Genomic DNA, 18041 nt, shown 5'->3' with positions numbered 1-18041 from the left:
CTCCCGAGCGACGGCCCCCACCGGAGAAGCCGCCGGAGCGACCCCCGCCGGAGAAGCCACCTCCGCCCCCGCCTGATCTGCCCATGCGCCTGCCCTTCTCGTCAGTGTGCCTGCCGTCAAGTATGACTGATTTTGCCGTTGCCCGCGCGGGCTCAACTCGGCACGAAAAAAGCCGAGAAGAACGGTCCCTGAGGTCGTCCTTCTCGGCTGGCGATTGCGCGAGGCCGCTGCTTCGGCGCGTCCCTACACCCCGAGCGACATCTGGCGCGCGCGATCCATCAGGACGCCCACGGCCTCGTAGGGCTCCCAGACGTTGGTGACGGAGGAGTCCATGGGGCACTGGCCGTTGTTGGCGCGGTTCTGGATGTGACGGACGAGCGTGTCATAGCTCGTGGCGATGCCGGAGGCGAGAAGCACGGCGCGGCCGGTCCAGGACATGACGGGGGAGAAGACGGCGTCGGGGCCCAGCACGGCGTAGAGCAGCGCGGGCGCCTTGCCCACGACCTTGTCCGCGACGGAGAACCCGCGCAGGCTGCGACCGTCCTTGATCATCTTGAGGAGGGGCTTCACGCCGCGCTCGCGGCAGACGTGGATCTCGTCCCCGCGCACGGCGACGAGGGTCGCGTCCTTCTCGGCGATGAGCAGGGCGCGAGCAAGATCGAGGTCGGTGGCGTCCATGTCTTCAATCCTCCCAGATTCGTGGGTGAATCAAGTCAGCGGGTACTCTACCACAACGGCTTTTGCCGGCAATACCGCTCGCCGAAATCGATATCACAGGTCGGATGTGACAACCCAACCTGTCCTCGCTTGACACTGGCGTCAGGTTATATTGTCAACCCTTCTCTTGCCGCTTTCTGCCGCGCGGCTGTCACGTCTCTATCACACAGCTATCAGAATACTATTACACAACAAGATAAAAACACATCATAAAACTTGACTATTAGGAGGTTGAGAGGAACTATTCTGCCACCTATCGAAAGGGGGGAGAAGGTGGCTGTTGGCGGAAGATCGTTGTCGGAGTCCGGCTACTATCATGTGGTGTCAAGAGGCAACGGGCGGCAGAACATCTTCGAAAGCGACGATGATCGCCGCTCCTTTGTCGAACTCCTGAGCGTCTTTGCCGGGAGAAATGAAGTCGGCGTGATCGCTTGGTGCCTGATGGGCAATCACGTGCACCTGATTTTGCGAGATGACCAAAGTCGCCTGAGCGAAACCATGCAGTGCCTGCTCACGACATACTCTCGCAGGTTCAATCGCAGGGAGCGACATGCGGGACACGTGTTTCAGGCGAGGTTTAGCAGCGTCCCCATCGAGGATGACCGTTATCTGCTTGCCGCCGTGCGGTATGTCCACCTCAATCCCGAGCGCGCCGGGATTTGCCCGGCGTCAGAGTACAAGTGGAGCAGCTACCGAGAGTATGTCGGCACTACAGAGCCAAAGGTCTCGGATACCGCGGTCGTGCTTGACATGCTCGGTGGCCCCGCGGGGTTTGTCGAGCTGTGCGCCTCGGCTTCGGCGGGCATGGTCTCGTATTCGCCCCATTCGCTGTGCAGGACGCCCGACGAGGTGGGTGCTCTTGCGCGGTCGCTGCTTAGTGACGCGGGGCTGGCATCGCCATCGGATGTCAAGGCGCTGCCGCGTGCGGAGAGGAACGAGGCGCTGCGGCTCCTGCGGGCAGGCGGTCTCTCGATACGAGAAATCGAGCGGGTGACGGGGGTGGGCAGGGGGACGGTTCATAACGCCGTCCGGGAGACCGAAAGTTGACACTATAACCTGACGATATTGTCAAAAAAACGGGCCGCCACCCGGAGGTGGCGGCCCGAGCCAAGACGCTGGCGAGAAGAACTAGCCGTTGAGCGCGGCGTTGACGGCGACGGCGCAGGCGACGGTCGCACCGACCATGGGGTTGTTGCCCATGCCGATGAGGCCCATCATGTCGACGTGCGCGGGCACCGAGGAGGAGCCGGCGAACTGGGCGCTGGAGTGCATGCGGCCCATGGTGTCGGTCATGCCGTAGGAGGCGGGGCCGGCGGCCATGTTGTCCGGGTGCAGGGTGCGGCCGGTGCCGCCGCCGGAGGCGACGGAGAAGTACTTCTTGCCGGCGAGCACGCGCTCCTTGAAGTAGGTGCCGGCAACCGGGTGCTGGAAGCGCGTCGGGTTGGTGGAGTTGCCGGTGATGGAGATGTCGACGTTCTCGTGCCACATGATGGCAACGCCCTCACGGACGTCGTCGGCGCCGTAGCAGTTGACCTCGGCGCGCGGGCCGTCGGAGTACGGGATGGTCTCCACGACCTTGAGCTCGCCGGTGAAGTAGTCGAACTGGGTCTTCACGTAGGTGAAGCCGTTGATGCGGGCGATGATCTGGGCGGCGTCCTTGCCGAGGCCGTTCAGGATGACGCGCAGCGGCTTCTTGCGGGCCTTGTTGGCGTTGAGCGCGATGCCGATGGCGCCCTCGGCGGCCGCGAAGGACTCGTGGCCGGCCAGGAACGCGAAGCACTCGGTGTCGTCACCGAGGAGCATGGCGCCGAGGTCGCCGTGGCCCTTGCCGACCTTGCGGTCCTCGGCGACGGAGCCGGGGACGCAGAAGGCCTGGAGGCCCTCGCCGATCATGGCGGCGGCCTCAGAGGCGCTCGTGGCACCCTTCTTGATGGCGATGGCGCAGCCGCAGACGTAGGCCCACTTGGCGTTCTCGAACGCGATGGACTGGACGCCCTCGACGATCTCGCGCGGGTTCACGCCCTTGTCGAGGCAGATCTGCTCGGCCTCCTCGAGGGAGGAGATGCCGTTCTCAGCGAGCACCTTGTTGATCTTGTCGATGCGGCGCTCATAGCCCTCAAACGAAACTGCCATTTGGTTTTCCCTCCCTTTCTACTCGTGAACGGGGAAGACGTTGGCGACCGTGTGGGTCTCCTCGTCCGTGCGCGGATCGATGTACTTGGCGGCGTTCTCCCACTGGCCGTAGTGGCCCATGGCGCCGGCGATGGCGTCCTCGGGGGTCTTGCCGGCCTTGAGGGCCTCGGTGAACTTGCCGAGGTTCAGGAACTCGAAGGCGATGATCTCGTTGTTCTCGTTGAGCGCCATGCGGGTGACGTAGCCCTGGGCGAGCTCGAGGTAGCGGGCGCCCTTGGCCTTGGTGCCGAACATGGTGCCGACCTGGGTGCGCAGGCCCTTGCCGAGGTCGTCGAGGGAGGCGCCGACGGGCAGGCCGTCCTCGGAGAAGGCGGTCTGGGAGCGGCCGTAGACGATCTGGAGGAACAGCTCGCGCATGGCGACGTTGATGGCGTCGCAGACGAGGTCAGTGTTCAGGGCCTCGAGGATGGTCTTGCCCGGGAGGATCTCGGAGGCCATGGCGGCGGAGTGGGTCATGCCGGAGCAGCCGAGGGTCTCGACGAGGCACTCCTCGATGACGCCCTCCTTGACGTTAAGGGTGAGCTTGCAGGCACCCTGCTGGGGCGCGCACCAGCCCACGCCGTGCGTGAGGCCGGAGATGTCCTTGATCTCCTTGGCCTGGACCCACTTGCCCTCCTCGGGGATGGGCGCGGGGCCGTGATATGCGCCCTTGGCGACGGGGCACATATTCTCGACTTCTGCGGAATACTGCATGTAATGCTCCTCTCCGTGGTGTTGAGGTCGGTGCCATGCGACCGGTCCTTGCCAGTCAGGGTCTAGTTTACGGCAAAACGGTCCGCGCATGAGTCCCGACGGCGTCGTTTTTCGGGCGCTCGCTCGCCGGCGTCCCGCGAGTGGGCTGCTATAATCGCGCTCCATGAATGCGGAAATGGACAGAGCGGTTACGAGGGGCTCGCGCCCCGGGCGACGTGCCGTGCCCCAGTGGGCCTGGAAGGTCGCCCTCGCCTTCTCTGCCGCCATCTGGGGCGGCTCGTTCGTCGTGATGAAGGACACGCTCGACGTCATCCCGCCCGCGTGGCTGATGGGCATCCGCTTTCTCGTGTCCGCGCTCATCGTGGGCGCGCTGTTCTGGCGCACCTTGCGTGACAATTTCGACCTGAGCCATCTCGTGATGGGTACCATCCTCGGCGTGGCATCGGGATCTGCCTTCGTGGTGCAAAACATTGGCCTCGACGACACCACCCCTGGTCGCAACGCCTTTCTCACCGCCACGTATTGCGTGATGGTGCCGTTTTTCAACTGGGCCGTCACGCGCCGCAGGCCCGAGGCAAACAACCTCGTCGCGGCGGCGCTCGCCATCGTGGGCGTGGGGCTGGTCGCCCTCGGCGACGACCTCTCGCTGATCATGAGCGGCGGCGACTGGCTCACGCTCGCCGCCGCGGCGCTCTTCGCCGTGCACATCGTGCTCGTGGCGCGCTTCTCCTCTGCTCACGACGTGATGACGCTCACGGTGGTCCAGCTTGCCGTGAGCGCGCTCGTCGCGCTCGGGACGGCGGCTCTCACCGAGACCCCGCCCGACCCGGCCATCTTCTCATCCGCCGACGTGTGGCTCTCGCTGGCCTATCTCGTCTTGCTCTCCTCGTGCGTGTGCATGGTGGTGCAAAACCTCGGGCAGGCTCACGTGCCGCCCGCCCAGGCGTCGCTGCTGCTCTCTCTGGAGAGCGTCTTTGCCGTGGCCTCCAGTGTGATCTTCTACCATGAGCTCGTGACGCCTCGCATTGCCGTGGGCTTTGGAACCATTTTCGTGGCGGTGCTGGTGAGCGAGCTCCTCGTGCGTCGGCGGGACTAGGCCTGGTCGGACGCGCGGGCGCTGCAAAATCGAGTTCCAATCCATTTTGCTGATGGCGGCAACGCAAAACCTCGCTTCGATCCATGGAAAAATGGGCTCAAAGCGGGAGCGTGAGGGCGCCGTCAGGACAAAACCGCAGATGGCGATTATTCGTTTTGGCCCGGAGGCGTGAAAACCCATGGATCGAAGCGAGGTTTTGTTTTCGGCGCGAGCTCATTATGGATCGAAGAGCGGTTTTGCATGAAAGCGGCGTCTCCCGCCCATGGATTTCCGAGTCCGGGCCGGCCGTCAAGCGTCATGATGTCAGGTAGCAGCCATTTTTGTGGGACCCACGTTGGGAGGAAGCATGATTCAGGAGGTCGGTCCAGGGCACGTCTATGACAACCGCTTCTCGTCGCTCGAACCGGCGGATGCGGACTATGTCCTGCACTTCACGAGCGACGGCTGTCTCGCGCGGGTAACGCACGTGGGTCGCGCGGACGCCGACGCCGGCGACGCAGGCGAGGAGGTCGAGCTTCCGCGCCTGGGAGACTACACGCGCAGGCCGGGCCGCACGACCTACCTCTTCTCGCTAGGGGAGGACCGATTCTTCCTCGCCCTTGACGACCGGGTTGCCGCGCCTGCGGGCTTTTCGTACGAGTCCGTGAGCTGGCTGCGCCGAGCCGAGCCGCAGCATCTGCTGTTTGCTGCCGCCACGGGCTCCCAGCTCGACCGCTGGTATCGCGGCAATCGCTTCTGCGGCCGTTGCGGCGCGCCGACCGAGCTCGCCCCGGCGAGCCGCGAGATCGTATGCCCGGAGTGCGCCCACATCGTCTACCCCAAGATCTGCCCAGGCATCATCTGCGCCGTGACCAGCTGCGACGGCAATGACGAGAAGATCGTGCTCACGCGCTACGCCGGCCGCACCACGGCGCTCTGGGCGCTCGTCGCCGGCTTCACCGAGATCGGGGAGCCGCTCGAGGACACGGTGCGCCGAGAGGTGATGGAGGAGGTGGGGCTGACCGTCAAGAACCTGCGCTTCTACAAGAGCCAGCCGTGGAGCTTCACGGACACGCTGCTCGTGGGCTTTTGGTGCGAGGTCGACGGCGACCCGACCATCGCGGTGGACCGCACCGAGCTCAAGGAGGCGCGCTGGTTCTCGCGCGCCGACATCCCCCTCGAGCGGACGGGGGACCGGGCGAGCCTCACCGGCGAGATGATCGAGCGCTTCCGCCTCATGGGGCGCGCCGCCTGGGAGTGAGCGCCTCGTCATGACGAACGAGAGGAGGGGGCGGCGGGATGTCCCGTCGCCCCCTCTCGCGTAGAGCTCGCGTGGGTGAGTCTACTGGTAGTTGCGCTCGCGAATCTCGCCGAGGGACTGCTCGGCGGCGGCCTCCTCGGGCGACAGGTAGTCGACGAGGTCGCCGGGCTTGCAGTTGAGCACCTGGCAGAGGGCCTCGAGCGTCGAGAAGCGCATGCCGCGGATGTGCCCGTTCTTGATGTTCGAGAGATTGACCGTGGAGGTGCCGATCCGCTTGGCAAGCTCCGTCGACGTGATCTTCCTCTCCGCCATTACGCGGTCGAGCCTCATGACAATGGGCACCTCGTCACCTCCGTGAACGTTTTTTACATAGGACTATATTATCTAAACGAAGGCGTCGGAATCCTCCTTAAGAGCGTTTCCATATCGAACGACCATCGCCAGGCAGACGAGAAACACCATCAAGACGGCGCCCTTGAGATCGAGGTCGACGTCGAGGGCGAGCGACTCCAGGGCCCCTGCCGGCGCCGTCCCGGCGACCACAAGCTCGAGCAGCAGATGGCCGAGCAGCAGCACGGAGGTCATGACGAGGCGCGTCGACTGGGCTCCGCCGAAGGGGGAGTCGTCCCTGCAGAAGTGCCTCAGGAACTCCGCGAGCAGGAAGATCGTGCCCAGCGTCATGCACTGGGAGAGGACGAGGGGCACCTCGAAGAGCAGGATGTCCCGGACGTCCGGGAGGCCCTTCCTGACGAGCAGAAGGCAAAACGCGATCTCCGCGATAGTCCCGAGCCCTGCGGCGCCGTGAAGGGCGACGGCGCCAAAGCGCGACCAGCGCCGCGCGACGCGACATTCCCTGTTGAGTGATGAGTCCATGTTCTTCTCCTCATGATTGAAAACAGAATCAAGGTGATAACCGGGGGATGTGTTTCGTGCTGGCGTGTCGTTGCCTGACGGACATCACCTCCCTTAGCAACTTCACCGTGTTCAAATGAGAGTTCTTCAATGATAGTTTTCAAACTGAAAACGTTTTCAGCTATGCCGTCAGCGGTATGAATTAACGGTCAATTGGTTATAGCGCAATGCTAATTCGTACAAACAGAAAGTTTTAATTTCAAGCTATTGGAGTTGAAAAATGTGGGCCCATACGCAGAACGCGGGGCAGCGCTGGTCACAACGACGTCGCTACGCTGCGGCGTCGCCCGACGTCTCTTGTCAATTGTGAGCAGGGGGGCGTCCCGGGCGCCCGGCAGGTCACGCGCCGAGCACGAACCGCTCGATCGCCTCGGCGACCCCGCCGGCGTTGTTGTCGTCATCGCAGACGTAGCCTGCGGCGGCCCGGGCCTCCTCGGAGGCGTTGGCGACCGCCACGCCGAGCCCCGCGGCGCGGATCATGGGGACGTCGTTGGAGTTGTCCCCGATGGCCATGGTCTCCCCCGGAGCGATGCCCAGGTGCTCAGCGAGCGCGAGCAGGCCCGCGCCCTTGTTGATGCCGGGCGCGTTGAACTCGAGGTAGCGGTTGGAGGAGTAGACGACGTCGAGGCCCGCGGTGAGCCCGGCGGCGGCGAGCTCGCGCTCGGTGCGGCGCAGCTCCTCCATGTCGAGGCTCATGAAGAGGAGCTTGACGACGACCTCGCCGTTCTTCTCGACAAAGTCGAGCGTGGGCTCGTGGGTCTCGACGATGTTCATGCGGCCTTCGATGTAGGAGCGCTCGACGGGCCAGTAGTTGTAGAGGTAGACGTGGTCGAGCGTGTAGACGTGAACGCAGAGCCCGCGCTCGATGCCCGCCTGGTAGAGGGCCTCGGCCACGTCGGGCGCGAGCGAGCAGGTGGTGAGCGGGCGGGAGGTGTCTGCGTTCTCGGTGAGCACGCCGCCGTTGAAGGAGATGACGTACTCGCCGGCCGCGTCGAGGAGCCCGAGGTCGGCCAGGGTGTCGTTGACCGACTCAAACGGCCTTCCCGTGGCGGGGACGAAGCGCGCCCCGCGCTCGCGCGCCGCGGCGATCGCCCGGCGGACGCGCTCGGGAATGCGGTGCTCGTCGTCGAGCAGGGTCTCGTCGAGGTCGCAGGCGATGAGACGATACATGTGGCTCCTTTCGTCGGCCACGTCACATTGTAGACGCGCCCCTGTTTGTTACGGCGCAGAATCCATCTGCCGCCCACGCCGCCCCGACGCGCACCGTTTTAGGCATAATCGTGCACTAACACTGGGCCACTGCGCCGCAGACGAGAAAGGCCAACACCATGACCAGGAAGATTCACATCTTTGACACCACGCTGCGCGACGGGGAGCAGTCCCCCGGCGCCTCCATGAACACCGAGGAGAAGCTCGTCGTCGCCCAGCAGCTCATTCGCATGGGCGTCGACGTCATCGAGGCGGGTTTTCCCATCTCCTCCCCGGGCGACTTCCGCTCCGTGCAGGAGATCGGCCGTCTCGCGGGCGACTCCTGCGTGGTCTGCGGCCTCACACGCGCCGTCGAGAAGGACATCGACCGCGCGGCCGAGGCGCTCGCGACGGCCAAGCGCCCGCGCATCCACACCGGCATCGGCGTCTCGCCGAGCCACCTGCGCGACAAGTTGCGCATCACCGAGGACGAGTGCGTCGAGCGCGCCGTCCACTGCGTTGAGTACGCCAAGCGCTACGTCGAGGACGTCGAGTTCTACGCCGAGGACGCCGGCCGCGCCGACCAGGCGTTCCTCGAGCGCGTGATCCAGGCCGTCGTCAAGGCCGGCGCCACCGTCGTGAACATCCCCGACACCACGGGATACCAGCTTCCCGAGGACTTCGGACGGCGCATCAAGGGCCTCGCGGACAACGTCATTGGCATCGAGGACGTCATCATCTCCGTGCACACGCACAACGACCTTGGCATGGCCACGGCCCTTGCCCTCCAGGGCGTCAAGAACGGCGCCCGCCAGATTGAGTGCACCATCAACGGCCTGGGCGAGCGCGCCGGCAACACCGCGCTCGAAGAGGTCGTCATGGCCATCAAGATGCATGGCGAGGAGCTCGACGCCCACACCGACATCGTGACCCAGGAGCTCACCCGCGCGAGCCACCTCGTCTCCCGCATCACCGGCATGAGCGTCCAGGCCAACAAGGCCATCGTCGGCGCCAACGCCTTCGCGCACTCCTCCGGCATCCATCAGGACGGCGTCCTCAAGGCGCGCGACACCTACGAGATCATCGACCCCGCCGACGTGGGCGCCGCCGGCTCCGAGATCATCCTCTCGGCGCGCTCCGGCCACGCTGCGCTTCGCCACCGCCTCTCCGAGCTCGGCTACACCTTCGCCGACACCGAGTTCGACGAGGTCTACCAGCGCTTCCTCGAGATCGCGGACCAGAAGAAGGAGGTCTACGACGAGGACCTCGAGTCGATGGTCCAGGAGCGCCAGCGCGACGTCGCTGCCGTCTACACGCTCGATGCCCTGCAGGTCTCCTGCGGCGACCCGCTGATCCCCACGGCCACGGCCACGATCACCGACGAGCTCGGCGTGGCGCACGTGGTCGCCGCCACGGGCACCGGTCCGGTCGACGCCGCCTACCAGGCCATCGACAAGGTCGTGGCGGTCCACGGCGACCTCGCGGAGTTCTCCGTCAAGGCCATCACGCGCGGCATCGACGCCATCGGCGAGGTCACGGTGCGCATCACCGCCGAGGACGGCCGCGTCTACACCGGCCGCGGCGCGGACAACGACATCATCGTCTCGAGCGCCAAGGCCTACGTCAACGCGATCAATCGCATGATCCAGACCACGCGTTCCAAGGAAGGGAAGTAGCATGGCACGTCCCCAGACGATGGCCGAGAAGATTCTCGCCGCCCACGCCGGCCTTGAGGAGGTCGTCCCCGGCCAGCTCATAGAGTGCGACCTCGACCTCGTGCTCGCCAACGACATCACGGCGCCCATCGCCATCAAGACGGTGCGCGAGATCGGCGCTGGCGTCTTTGACCGCGACAAGGTCTGCCTCGTTCCCGATCACTACGCTCCCAACAAGGACATCAAGAGCGCCGAGCAGACCAAGGTGACCCGCGACTTTGCCTATGAGATGGGGATCACCCACTACTACGAGCAGGGCTGCATGGGCATCGAGCATGCGCTGCTCCCCGAGCGCGGCGTCGTGGTGCCCGGCGACCTCGTCATCGGCGCCGACTCCCACACCTGCACCTACGGCGGCATCGGCGCCTTCTCCACCGGCGTGGGCTCCACGGACGCCGGCGTGGGCATGGCGACCGGTCGCGCCTGGTTCAAGGTGCCCGAGACCATCCGCATCGTCGTCGACGGCGAGCTGCCCGAGGGCGCCTCTGCCAAGGACATCATCCTCTACGTCATCGGCAAGATTGGTGTGGACGGCGCGCTTTACTGCGCTATGGAGTTCGCGGGCTCCACGATCGAGGCGCTCTCGGTGGAGGGACGCCTCACCATTGCCAACATGGCCATCGAGGCCGGCGGCAAGGCGGGTCTGTTCGAGGTCGACGACACGTGCCGCGAGTACGTGAGGCGCCGCACCCAGCGCGCCTTCGTCGAGTATCACCCCGACGAGGACGCCGTCTACAAGCAGGTCATCCACATCGATGCCGCCGACATCGTGCCGTGCGTCTCCTGGCCGCACCTGCCCTCCAACACCCATCCCGTCACCGAGAGCCGCCACATCAAGATCGACCAGGCCGTCATTGGCTCCTGCACCAACGGCCGCATCGAGGACATGCGCGCCGCGGCCGAGGTGCTGTGCGGGCGCACCGTCGCCGACGGCGTGCGCTGCATCGTCATCCCCGCGACCCAGGGTGTCTGGCTCCAGTGCGTCCACGAGGGCCTGATGGACATCTTCATCAACGCCCACTGTGTGGTCTCCACGCCCACCTGCGGCCCGTGCCTGGGCGGCTACATGGGCATCCTCGCGGCGGGGGAGCGCTGCGTCTCCACGACCAACCGCAACTTCGTGGGCCGCATGGGCGACCCCACCTCCGAGGTCTACCTGGCGAGCCCCGCCGTCGCGGCCGCTTCGGCCGTCGCGGGTCACATCGCCCTGCCGTCCGACCTGTAAGGTCTCTGACCTGCCCGGGAGCCCCCGGTCTTTCTCACCAAGCTCAGCGCTCGCTGCGCTCGCTCGCTTCGTGATTCGCTTGGCTAGAAGGACCGGGGGCTCCCTGCTGCCTCGCGTTCTTCTCGCATGCGGCATATGCCTGCAAAATCGATCTTCGGTCCATATTCCTATCCCGCGAAAAACAAAAGTCGCCTCCGATCCATGGAAAAATGCGACTGCGACGGCTTCTCGACGAGGGTCCGAGAGAAAAAGTCCAGTTGAGCAAAAGCACCCGCGTCCTTGAGTCTCCATTTTTCATGGATCGGAGGCGACTTTTGTTTTCGTCGACGACTAAAAATGGATCGAAGGTCGATTTTGCGGCCATGTGCCGCTCGCGCCGGAATCGGGGCCTCTGGCCGCGCCGCGCGCCGCGCCCGCCGGGTTCCCCCTTCCCTGAAATCGATATCCGGGTACTAGAGTCGGCCCCGAGGTCGGCCGCATCGGACGGCCGCGCGAGGGCAGGGAGCAACGATGGAGAAGGTCAAGGTTGTCCAGTACGGGTGCGGAAAGATGTCCAAGTACATCCTGCGCTACCTCTACGAGCACGGCGCGCAGATCGTGGGCGCCATCGACGTGGACCCGGCCGTCGTTGGCCAGGACGTGGGCGATTTCGCCGGCCTCGGCGTCAAGACGGGCATCGTCATCTCCGACGACGCCGACAAGGTCCTCGACGAGTGCGACGCCGACGTGGCCGTCGTGACCCTCTTCAGCTTCATCAGCGACATCTACGACCACGTGGAGAAGTGCGTCTCGCGCGGCATCAACGTGATCACCACCTGCGAGGAGGCCATCTACCCCTGGACCACCGCCGCGGCGCAGATCAACCGCCTCGACGCGCTGGCCAAGGAGACCGGCTGCACCATCACCGGCAGCGGCATGCAGGACATCTACTGGATCAACATGGTGGGCATCGTCGCCGGCGGCATCCACAAGATCGAGAAGATCAAGGGCGCCTACAGCTACAACGTCGACGAGTACGGCCTGGCGCTCGCCAACGCCCACGGCTGCGACCTCACGCCCGAGGAGTTCGAGGCCAAGATCGCGCATCCCGCCGAGTTCGAGCCGTCCTACGCGTGGAACGCCGTCGAGGCCATCTGCAACAAGCTCGGCCTCACGATCAAGTCCATCGAGCAGAAGCACGTCCCGTACGTCGCCGATCAGGACACCTACTCCGAGACCCTCGGCAAGACCATCGAGGCCGGCCGCTGCCTCGGCATGTCCGCGGTGGTCACGGCCGAGACCATGCAGGGCATCACCGTCGAGGAGGAGACCATCGGCAAGGTCTACGGCCCCGACGACGGCGACATGTGCGACTGGTGGATCTCCGGCGAGCCCGACACCGAGTTCCACGTGGTCAAGCCCGCCACGGTCGAGCACACCTGCGCCACGATCGTGAACCGCATCCCGCAGCTGCTCGCGGCGCCCTGTGGCTACGTCACGGCCGACCAGCTCGAGCCCAACGCCTACCTCACCTACCCGATGGAGTACTACTGCTAGGAACCGCTCGCCAGAGCCTGACCGCGCCCGGGGCCGACCGCTCGACCCCGGGCTTTTGCGTCGGCGGCTTTGACGCTATAACCTGACGTCAGTGTCAATTTGACGATGACGTCAGACGACAATGTCAAGTTCAGATGAGGGGGCTGCCATGTACTTCATCGGCGTCGATCTGGGAACGTCCGCCTGCAAGTTCCTGCTCATGGACGAGAAGGGTGCGATCCTCAACATCACGAGCAGGTCCTACGACGTGAAGTATCCGCATCCCGGCTGGAGCCAGCAGGACCCGGCGGACTGGTGGCGCGCGGTGCGCGAGGGCGTGCCGGAGCTGCTCGCCGGCTTTGACGCCTCCCGGGTGGCGGGCATCGGCTGCGGCGGCCAGATGCACGGCCTGGTTGCGCTGGACTCCGACGACCAGGTCATCCGTCCCGCGATCCTCTGGAATGACGGCCGCACCGCCGAGCAGGTCCGCTACCTCAACGAGGAGGTAGGAACCGCTCGTCTGCTCGAGCTCACCGGCAACATCGCCTACGCTGGCTTCACCGCGCCCAAGCTCCTGTGGATGCGGCAGGAGGAGCCCGAGCTCTTCTCGCGCATCGCGCACGTGCTGCTGCCCAAGGACTACCTGAATCACCTGCTCACCGGCGCGTACGCCACCGACGTCTCCGACGCGTCCGGCACGTTGCTCTTTGACGTGGCGCGGCGCACGTGGAGCGACGAGATGCTCGCGCTCTGCGGCCTCACCGCGGCGCAGATGCCGCGCGTCCACGAGAGCTACGAGCCCATCGGCACGCTGCGCCCCGAGGTCGCCGAGGAGCTGGGGCTCCCCCGCGGCGTGGTCGTGGCCGCCGGCGCGGGCGACAACGCCGCCGCCGCGGTGGGGACGGGCGCCGTGGGCGCGGGCACGATGAACATCAGCCTCGGCACGTCCGGCACCGTGTTCATCCCCACGGCGAGCTTCTCGGCAGGCGTGGGGGACCGCATCCACTCCTTCTGCCACGCGGACGGGGCCTGGCACCTCATGGGGTGCATCCTCTCGGCGGCGAGCTGCAACGCCTGGTGGGTGAACGACGTGCTCGGCACGGACGACATGGCGGCCGAGCAGGCGGGGATCGACCCCGCGAGCGCGCCGGCAGACCTCCCGTACTTCCTGCCGTACCTCATGGGCGAGCGCACCCCGCTCAACGACGTCAACGCCCGCGGCGCCTTCGCGGGCATGAGCATGTCCACCTCGCGCGCCGACCTCACGCGCTCCGTGCTCGAGGGCGTGGCCTTCGCCGTGCGCGACTCGGTGGAGATCGCGCGTTCGCTCGGCGTCGACGTGGCGTCCTCGACGGTGTGCGGCGGCGGCGCGAAGAGCCGTCTGTGGCTCCAGATGCTCGCCGACATCCTGGGCATCGAGCTCGTCCTCCCCACCACCGAGCAGGGGCCGGGCTACGGCGGTGCCATGCTCGCCGCCGTAGCCGCGGGCGCGTGTGGCTCGGTGGGGGAGTGCGCGCGGGAGCTGGTGAGCGAGCGCGAGCGCATCGCGCCCAACGCCGCCCTGGCGGGGGAGTACGAGCGGCGCTATCAGATCTGGCACGGGCTCTACCCTGCGCTCAGGGAGTCGTTCGCGCGGATGGGGGCGTAGCGGGCGGACGTTCTTCTCGCCAAAACATATAAACGTTTATAAACACCGAGAAGAACGACGGCTTGCTCAGAGACTGCCGATACCGACAGAAAAGCTACCGTTCGCAGATTTCTGACGCTACTAAACGTTTTCTAAACGGACCCTAGAGATAGCGCAATTTCAAAGGGGCGCCGCCGTCTGCGGCGTCTCGGGGAGAGGAGATAGACATGGCACTCAAGTCCAGCAACATCCCTGACGTCAAGCTCGGCATCGTCGCGGTCTCGCGCGACTGCTTCCCGATCGAGCTCTCCGAGCGTCGTCGCGCCGCCGTCGCGGCCGCCGTCGCCGAGCTCGGCGTCGACGCCGTCGAGGTCAAGAAGACCGTCGAGTCCGAGGCCGACGTCGAGCCCGCGCTCGCCGAGGCCGTCGCCGCCGGCGCCAACGCGCTCGTGGTCTTCCTCGGCAACTTCGGCCCCGAGACCCCCGAGACCCTGCTCGTCCAGAAGTTCGACGGCCCCGCGATGTGCGTCGCGGCCGCCGAGGGCGACGGCGACCTGGTCAACGGCCGCGGCGACGCCTACTGCGGCATGCTCAACTGCAGCTACAACCTCGGCATGCGTCATCTCGCCGCCCACATCCCGGCCTACCCGGTGGGCACCGCCGCCGAGGTCGCCCAGATGATCAAGGACTTTGTGCCCGTGGCCCGCACGATCATCGGCGTGCGCAACCTCAAGATCATCACCTTCGGCCCGCGCCCGCAGGACTTCTTCGCCTGCAACGCCCCGATCAAGGGCCTCTATCAGATCGGCGTGGAGATCGAGGAGAACTCCGAGCTCGATCTGCTCGTCGCCTACAAGGCCCACGCGGGCGACCCGCGCATCGCCGACGTCTGCGCCGACATGGCCGCCGAGATGGGCGAGGGCAACTACTACCCCGACCTCCTCGAGCGCATGGCGCAGTTCGAGCTCACCCTGCTCGACTGGGCCGAGCAGCACAAGGGCGCCCGCAAGTACGTGGCCTTCGCCGACAAGTGCTGGCCGGCCTTCCCGGAGGAGTTTGGCTTCGAGCCGTGCTTCGTGAACTCGCGTCTGGCCACCCGCGGCATCCCCGTGGCCTGCGAGGTCGACATCTATGGCGCCCTCTCCGAGTACATCGGCATGTGCGCCTCCGATGACACGGTGACCCTGCTCGACATCAACAACTCCGTGCCCGCCTCCCTCTACCAGGAGCAGATCGCCGGCAAGTTCGAGCACGACTGGCAGCTCACCGACACCTTCATGGGCTTCCACTGCGGTAACACCCCGAGCTGCAAGCTCTGCGCCGACCGCGCGGTCAAGTTCCAGCTCATCCAGCACCGCCTGCTCGAGCCCGAGGGCTCCGAGCCCGACTTCACCCGCGGCACCCTCGAGGCCGACATCGCCCCGAGCGAGATCACGTTCTACCGCCTGCAGTGCGACTCCGACGGCGTCCTGCGCAGCTACGTCGCCGAGGGCGAGGTCCTGCCGGTCCAGACGTGCTCCTTCGGCGGCCGCGGCGTCTTCGCGATCCCGGAGATGGGCCGCTTCTACCGTCACGTCCTGATCCAGAAGCGCTACCCGCACCACGGCGCGGTGGCCTTCAACCACTGCGGGCGCGCCCTCTTCGACGCCCTGCGCTTCCTCGGCGTCGAGGACATCGCCTACAACCAGCCCAAGAGCCTCCCGTACCCCACGGAGAACCCCTTCGCGTAAGGGCCCTTGCCGCTGACATGGCCTGATCCTCCGGACGGGTTCTCCGAGCAGTTCCGTTAATGCTCGAAGAACCCGTCCCCCTTTCGGTAAGAGCTCCCCGGCCCCGACGCTAGAATGGCGCCAACGAAAGTGAGGTGGGGTCCGCATGGCGCGAGCCGCGTCAGACGGTTCCCTCCCGGCAGCACGTTCTTCTCGACCACGAGCCGCCGGGGCCATTCCCGCGCGCAGTTTTGCGAAGCAACTGTTTGAGCACGGGGATGGCCCCGGCGGCACCGAGAGCGACCAGAAAGGACAACGATGCAGTTCAAAGGGACCGTCTTCCGCTACGGGCGCGACATCGACACCGACGTCATCATTCCGGCGCGCTACCTCAACACGTCTGACCCGGCCGAGCTCGCCAAGCACTGCCTCGAGGACCTCGACCCCACCTTCGTCAGCCGCGTGAAGCCGGGCGACATCGTGGTGGCCGACGAGAACTTTGGCTGCGGCTCGTCCCGCGAGCACGCGCCCGTGGCGATCAAGGCCGCCGGCGTCTCCTGCGTGATCGCCAAGAGCTTCGCGCGCATCTTCTACCGCAACTCGATCAACATGGGCCTGCCCATCCTCGAGTGCCCCGAGGCCGCGGAGGCCATCTCCGACGGCGACGTGGTCTCCGTCGACGCAGACACCGGCACCATCACCGACGAGACCACGGGCGCCATCTTCCAGGCGCAGCCGTTCCCGCCGTTCATCCAGGAGATCATCACGGGCGGCGGCTTGGTCGCGCGCACCAAGCGCGTCATGGCCCAGAAGGGCGGTAGGTAGCATGGCGAGCAGGACCTATCACGTCTGCACGCTGCCGGGCGACGGCATCGGCCCCGAGATCATCGCCGAGGGCAAGAAGGTCCTCGCCGCGCTGGGCGAGAAGTACGACGTCGAGTTCGTCTGCGAGGACCAGCTGATCGGCGGCGCCGCGATCGACGCCACCACGGAGGCGGGCGGCCCGGTCTCGGCGCTGCCTCCCGAGACGCTCGAGGCGGCGCGCGCCTCCGACGCCGTCCTGCTCGCCGCGGTGGGCGGGCCCAAGTGGACCGACACCAAGGTGGGGGCCGTGCGCCCTGAACAGGGCCTTCTTGCCATCCGCAAGGAGCTCGGGCTCTACCTCAACCTGCGCCCGGTGCGCATGTTCGACGCGCTGATCGACGCCTCCTCGCTTAAGCCCGAGGTGCTGCACGGCGTCGACCTCATCATCGTCCGCGAGCTCACGGGCGGCCTATACTTTGGCGGCCACGAGCGCACGATGGGCGTCGAGGGCGCCGGCGTGGGCGGCACGCGCGGCGAGTACGCGCGCGACGTCCTGGAGTACTCCGAGTACGAGGTCGACCGCGTGGTACGCTGGGCCTTTGACGCGGCGCGACGCCGTCGCGGCGTGGTCCACTCCGTCGACAAGGCCAACGTGCTCGACACCTCGCGCATGTGGCGCGAGGTCGCCCACAACATCGCCGCCGAGTACCCCGACGTGACGCTCGAGGACATGTACGTCGACAACGCCGCGATGCAGCTCATCGCCAACCCGGCGCAGTTTGACGTGCTCGTGACCGAGAACACCTTCGGTGACATCCTCTCCGACGAGGCCTCGATGCTCACGGGCTCGCTCGGCATGCTCGCCTCCGCGAGCCTGGGCGACGGCACGGCCCTCTACGAGCCGAGCCACGGCTCGGCGCCCGACATCGCCGGTCAGGGCATCGCCAACCCGATCGCGCAGATCCTCTCCGTGGAGCTGATGCTGCGCTACAGCTTTGGCATGGACGCCGCGGCAGACGAGCTTGCCGCCGCGGTCACGCGCGTGCTCGACGAGGGCTGGCGCACCGTCGACATCGCCGACGAGTCCACTCCCGCAGACAAGGTGCTCGGCACAGCCGCGATGGGTGACAAGATAGTGGAGGCCCTGGGCTAGACGCTCCAGGCTAGGGGGCCCAGGAGGTCCGGCGCTCAGACAGCTTGCCGTGAAGGGCGCGGCAAGAACTCGCGGCGGACCTCCTGGGCCTCCTTTCTGTCGGTGGACATTCCGGCGGAAGGTGCGTGACGTCCGTGGCTGTCTTCGGCATGGCCCAGACGGGAATCGCAGCTGCAAAAGCTGCCTCCAATCCATATCTCTGGTGCGCCGGGAACAAAAGTCGCCTTCGATCCATGAAGATTGGCGACAAAACC

At 66.1% G+C, this 18041-nt stretch carries 16 protein-coding genes; 10 read left to right on the top strand and 6 right to left on the bottom strand.

Features of this window, described 5'->3' with window-relative positions; all coding sequences use genetic code 11:
- Positions 1-243: 243 nt before the first annotated feature.
- Entirely contained in the window at positions 244-678 is a 435-nt protein-coding gene (locus tag B5F85_RS06800; protein ID WP_087315676.1) for a DUF1893 domain-containing protein, read from the bottom strand.
- Positions 679-990: 312 nt separating this feature from the next.
- Between B5F85_RS06800 and B5F85_RS06795 the strand changes: the two genes are divergently transcribed.
- A complete protein-coding gene (locus B5F85_RS06795; RefSeq protein ID WP_087315674.1) occupies positions 991-1764 on the top strand; it encodes a transposase in 774 nt (257 codons plus the stop codon).
- Between the two features lie 81 nt (positions 1765-1845).
- Here the strand turns inward: B5F85_RS06795 and B5F85_RS06790 are convergent, their stop codons facing one another.
- Positions 1846-2850 carry a GGGtGRT protein gene (locus B5F85_RS06790; RefSeq protein ID WP_087315672.1) on the bottom strand — a complete coding sequence of 335 codons (1005 nt, stop codon included), beginning with the start codon at positions 2848-2850 and terminating at the stop codon, positions 1846-1848.
- Positions 2851-2868: 18 nt separating this feature from the next.
- The gene (locus B5F85_RS06785) at positions 2869-3603 is read right to left on the bottom strand and encodes a hypothetical protein (protein ID WP_087315670.1); all 735 of its coding nucleotides are present in this window, start codon (positions 3601-3603) and stop codon (positions 2869-2871) included.
- Between the two features lie 220 nt (positions 3604-3823).
- Between B5F85_RS06785 and B5F85_RS06780 the strand changes: the two genes are divergently transcribed.
- Both B5F85_RS06780 and nudC read left to right on the top strand, forming a co-directional pair.
- Complete coding sequence (locus tag B5F85_RS06780; protein ID WP_158094574.1) at positions 3824-4699, top strand: DMT family transporter; 876 nt, start codon at positions 3824-3826, stop codon at positions 4697-4699.
- A gap of 346 nt (positions 4700-5045) precedes the next feature.
- A complete protein-coding gene (gene nudC / locus B5F85_RS06775) occupies positions 5046-5939 on the top strand; it encodes an NAD(+) diphosphatase (RefSeq protein WP_087315666.1) in 894 nt (297 codons plus the stop codon).
- 81 nt (positions 5940-6020) lie between these two features.
- On the opposite strand, the gene B5F85_RS06770 is transcribed toward nudC, so the two are convergent.
- From B5F85_RS06770 to B5F85_RS06760, 3 genes are all read right to left on the bottom strand, one after another.
- A complete protein-coding gene (locus B5F85_RS06770) occupies positions 6021-6281 on the bottom strand; it encodes a helix-turn-helix transcriptional regulator (RefSeq protein ID WP_087315664.1) in 261 nt (86 codons plus the stop codon).
- Between the two features lie 42 nt (positions 6282-6323).
- A complete protein-coding gene (locus tag B5F85_RS06765) occupies positions 6324-6812 on the bottom strand; it encodes a hypothetical protein (protein ID WP_087315662.1) in 489 nt (162 codons plus the stop codon).
- Positions 6813-7190: 378 nt separating this feature from the next.
- Positions 7191-8021: a Cof-type HAD-IIB family hydrolase gene (locus tag B5F85_RS06760; protein WP_087315660.1), complete on the bottom strand. Its 831-nt coding sequence runs from the start codon at positions 8019-8021 to the stop codon at positions 7191-7193.
- A gap of 158 nt (positions 8022-8179) precedes the next feature.
- Between B5F85_RS06760 and B5F85_RS06755 the strand changes: the two genes are divergently transcribed.
- From B5F85_RS06755 to leuB, 7 genes are all read left to right on the top strand, one after another.
- Positions 8180-9715, top strand: coding sequence for a 2-isopropylmalate synthase (locus B5F85_RS06755; protein WP_087315658.1), 1536 nt, complete (start codon positions 8180-8182; stop codon positions 9713-9715).
- A gap of 1 nt (position 9716) precedes the next feature.
- Positions 9717-10979 carry a 3-isopropylmalate dehydratase large subunit gene (gene leuC / locus B5F85_RS06750; RefSeq protein WP_087315656.1) on the top strand — a complete coding sequence of 421 codons (1263 nt, stop codon included), beginning with the start codon at positions 9717-9719 and terminating at the stop codon, positions 10977-10979.
- A gap of 510 nt (positions 10980-11489) precedes the next feature.
- The gene (locus tag B5F85_RS06745; RefSeq protein WP_087315654.1) at positions 11490-12515 is read left to right on the top strand and encodes a Gfo/Idh/MocA family oxidoreductase; all 1026 of its coding nucleotides are present in this window, start codon (positions 11490-11492) and stop codon (positions 12513-12515) included.
- Between the two features lie 148 nt (positions 12516-12663).
- Positions 12664-14142 (top strand): xylulokinase, encoded by a 1479-nt coding sequence (gene xylB, locus B5F85_RS06740; protein WP_087315652.1) that lies wholly within the window; start codon positions 12664-12666, stop codon positions 14140-14142.
- Positions 14143-14348: 206 nt separating this feature from the next.
- Complete coding sequence (locus tag B5F85_RS06735) at positions 14349-15851, top strand: fucose isomerase (RefSeq protein WP_087315650.1); 1503 nt, start codon at positions 14349-14351, stop codon at positions 15849-15851.
- 297 nt (positions 15852-16148) lie between these two features.
- Positions 16149-16655 (top strand): 3-isopropylmalate dehydratase small subunit, encoded by a 507-nt coding sequence (locus B5F85_RS06730; RefSeq protein WP_087315648.1) that lies wholly within the window; start codon positions 16149-16151, stop codon positions 16653-16655.
- A gap of 1 nt (position 16656) precedes the next feature.
- Complete coding sequence (gene leuB, locus B5F85_RS06725) at positions 16657-17787, top strand: 3-isopropylmalate dehydrogenase (protein WP_087315646.1); 1131 nt, start codon at positions 16657-16659, stop codon at positions 17785-17787.
- Positions 17788-18041: the final 254 nt, after the last annotated feature.

Source organism: Olsenella sp. An293 (assembly GCF_002159495.1).
Lineage (GTDB): Bacteria > Actinomycetota > Coriobacteriia > Coriobacteriales > Atopobiaceae > Thermophilibacter.
Note: the sequence above shows the minus strand (reverse complement) of the source record. Positions and strands in the feature narration are given on the sequence as shown.

Bases quoted from the DNA above. Each gene is read 5' to 3' on its own strand.
- xylB (WP_087315652.1), top strand. From the start codon at position 12,664: ATGTACTTCATCGGCGTCGATCTGGGAACGTCCGCCTGCAAGTTCCTG.
- B5F85_RS06765 (WP_087315662.1), bottom strand. From the start codon at position 6,812: ATGGACTCATCACTCAACAGGGAATGTCGCGTCGCGCGGCGCTGGTCG.
- B5F85_RS06745 (WP_087315654.1), top strand. From the start codon at position 11,490: ATGGAGAAGGTCAAGGTTGTCCAGTACGGGTGCGGAAAGATGTCCAAG.
- B5F85_RS06790 (WP_087315672.1), bottom strand. From the start codon at position 2,850: ATGGCAGTTTCGTTTGAGGGCTATGAGCGCCGCATCGACAAGATCAAC.
- B5F85_RS06755 (WP_087315658.1), top strand. From the start codon at position 8,180: ATGACCAGGAAGATTCACATCTTTGACACCACGCTGCGCGACGGGGAG.
- B5F85_RS06760 (WP_087315660.1), bottom strand. From the start codon at position 8,021: ATGTATCGTCTCATCGCCTGCGACCTCGACGAGACCCTGCTCGACGAC.
- B5F85_RS06735 (WP_087315650.1), top strand. From the start codon at position 14,349: ATGGCACTCAAGTCCAGCAACATCCCTGACGTCAAGCTCGGCATCGTC.
- leuC (WP_087315656.1), top strand. From the start codon at position 9,717: ATGGCACGTCCCCAGACGATGGCCGAGAAGATTCTCGCCGCCCACGCC.
- B5F85_RS06800 (WP_087315676.1), bottom strand. From the start codon at position 678: ATGGACGCCACCGACCTCGATCTTGCTCGCGCCCTGCTCATCGCCGAG.
- B5F85_RS06730 (WP_087315648.1), top strand. From the start codon at position 16,149: ATGCAGTTCAAAGGGACCGTCTTCCGCTACGGGCGCGACATCGACACC.
- B5F85_RS06785 (WP_087315670.1), bottom strand. From the start codon at position 3,603: ATGCAGTATTCCGCAGAAGTCGAGAATATGTGCCCCGTCGCCAAGGGC.
- nudC (WP_087315666.1), top strand. From the start codon at position 5,046: ATGATTCAGGAGGTCGGTCCAGGGCACGTCTATGACAACCGCTTCTCG.
- leuB (WP_087315646.1), top strand. From the start codon at position 16,657: ATGGCGAGCAGGACCTATCACGTCTGCACGCTGCCGGGCGACGGCATC.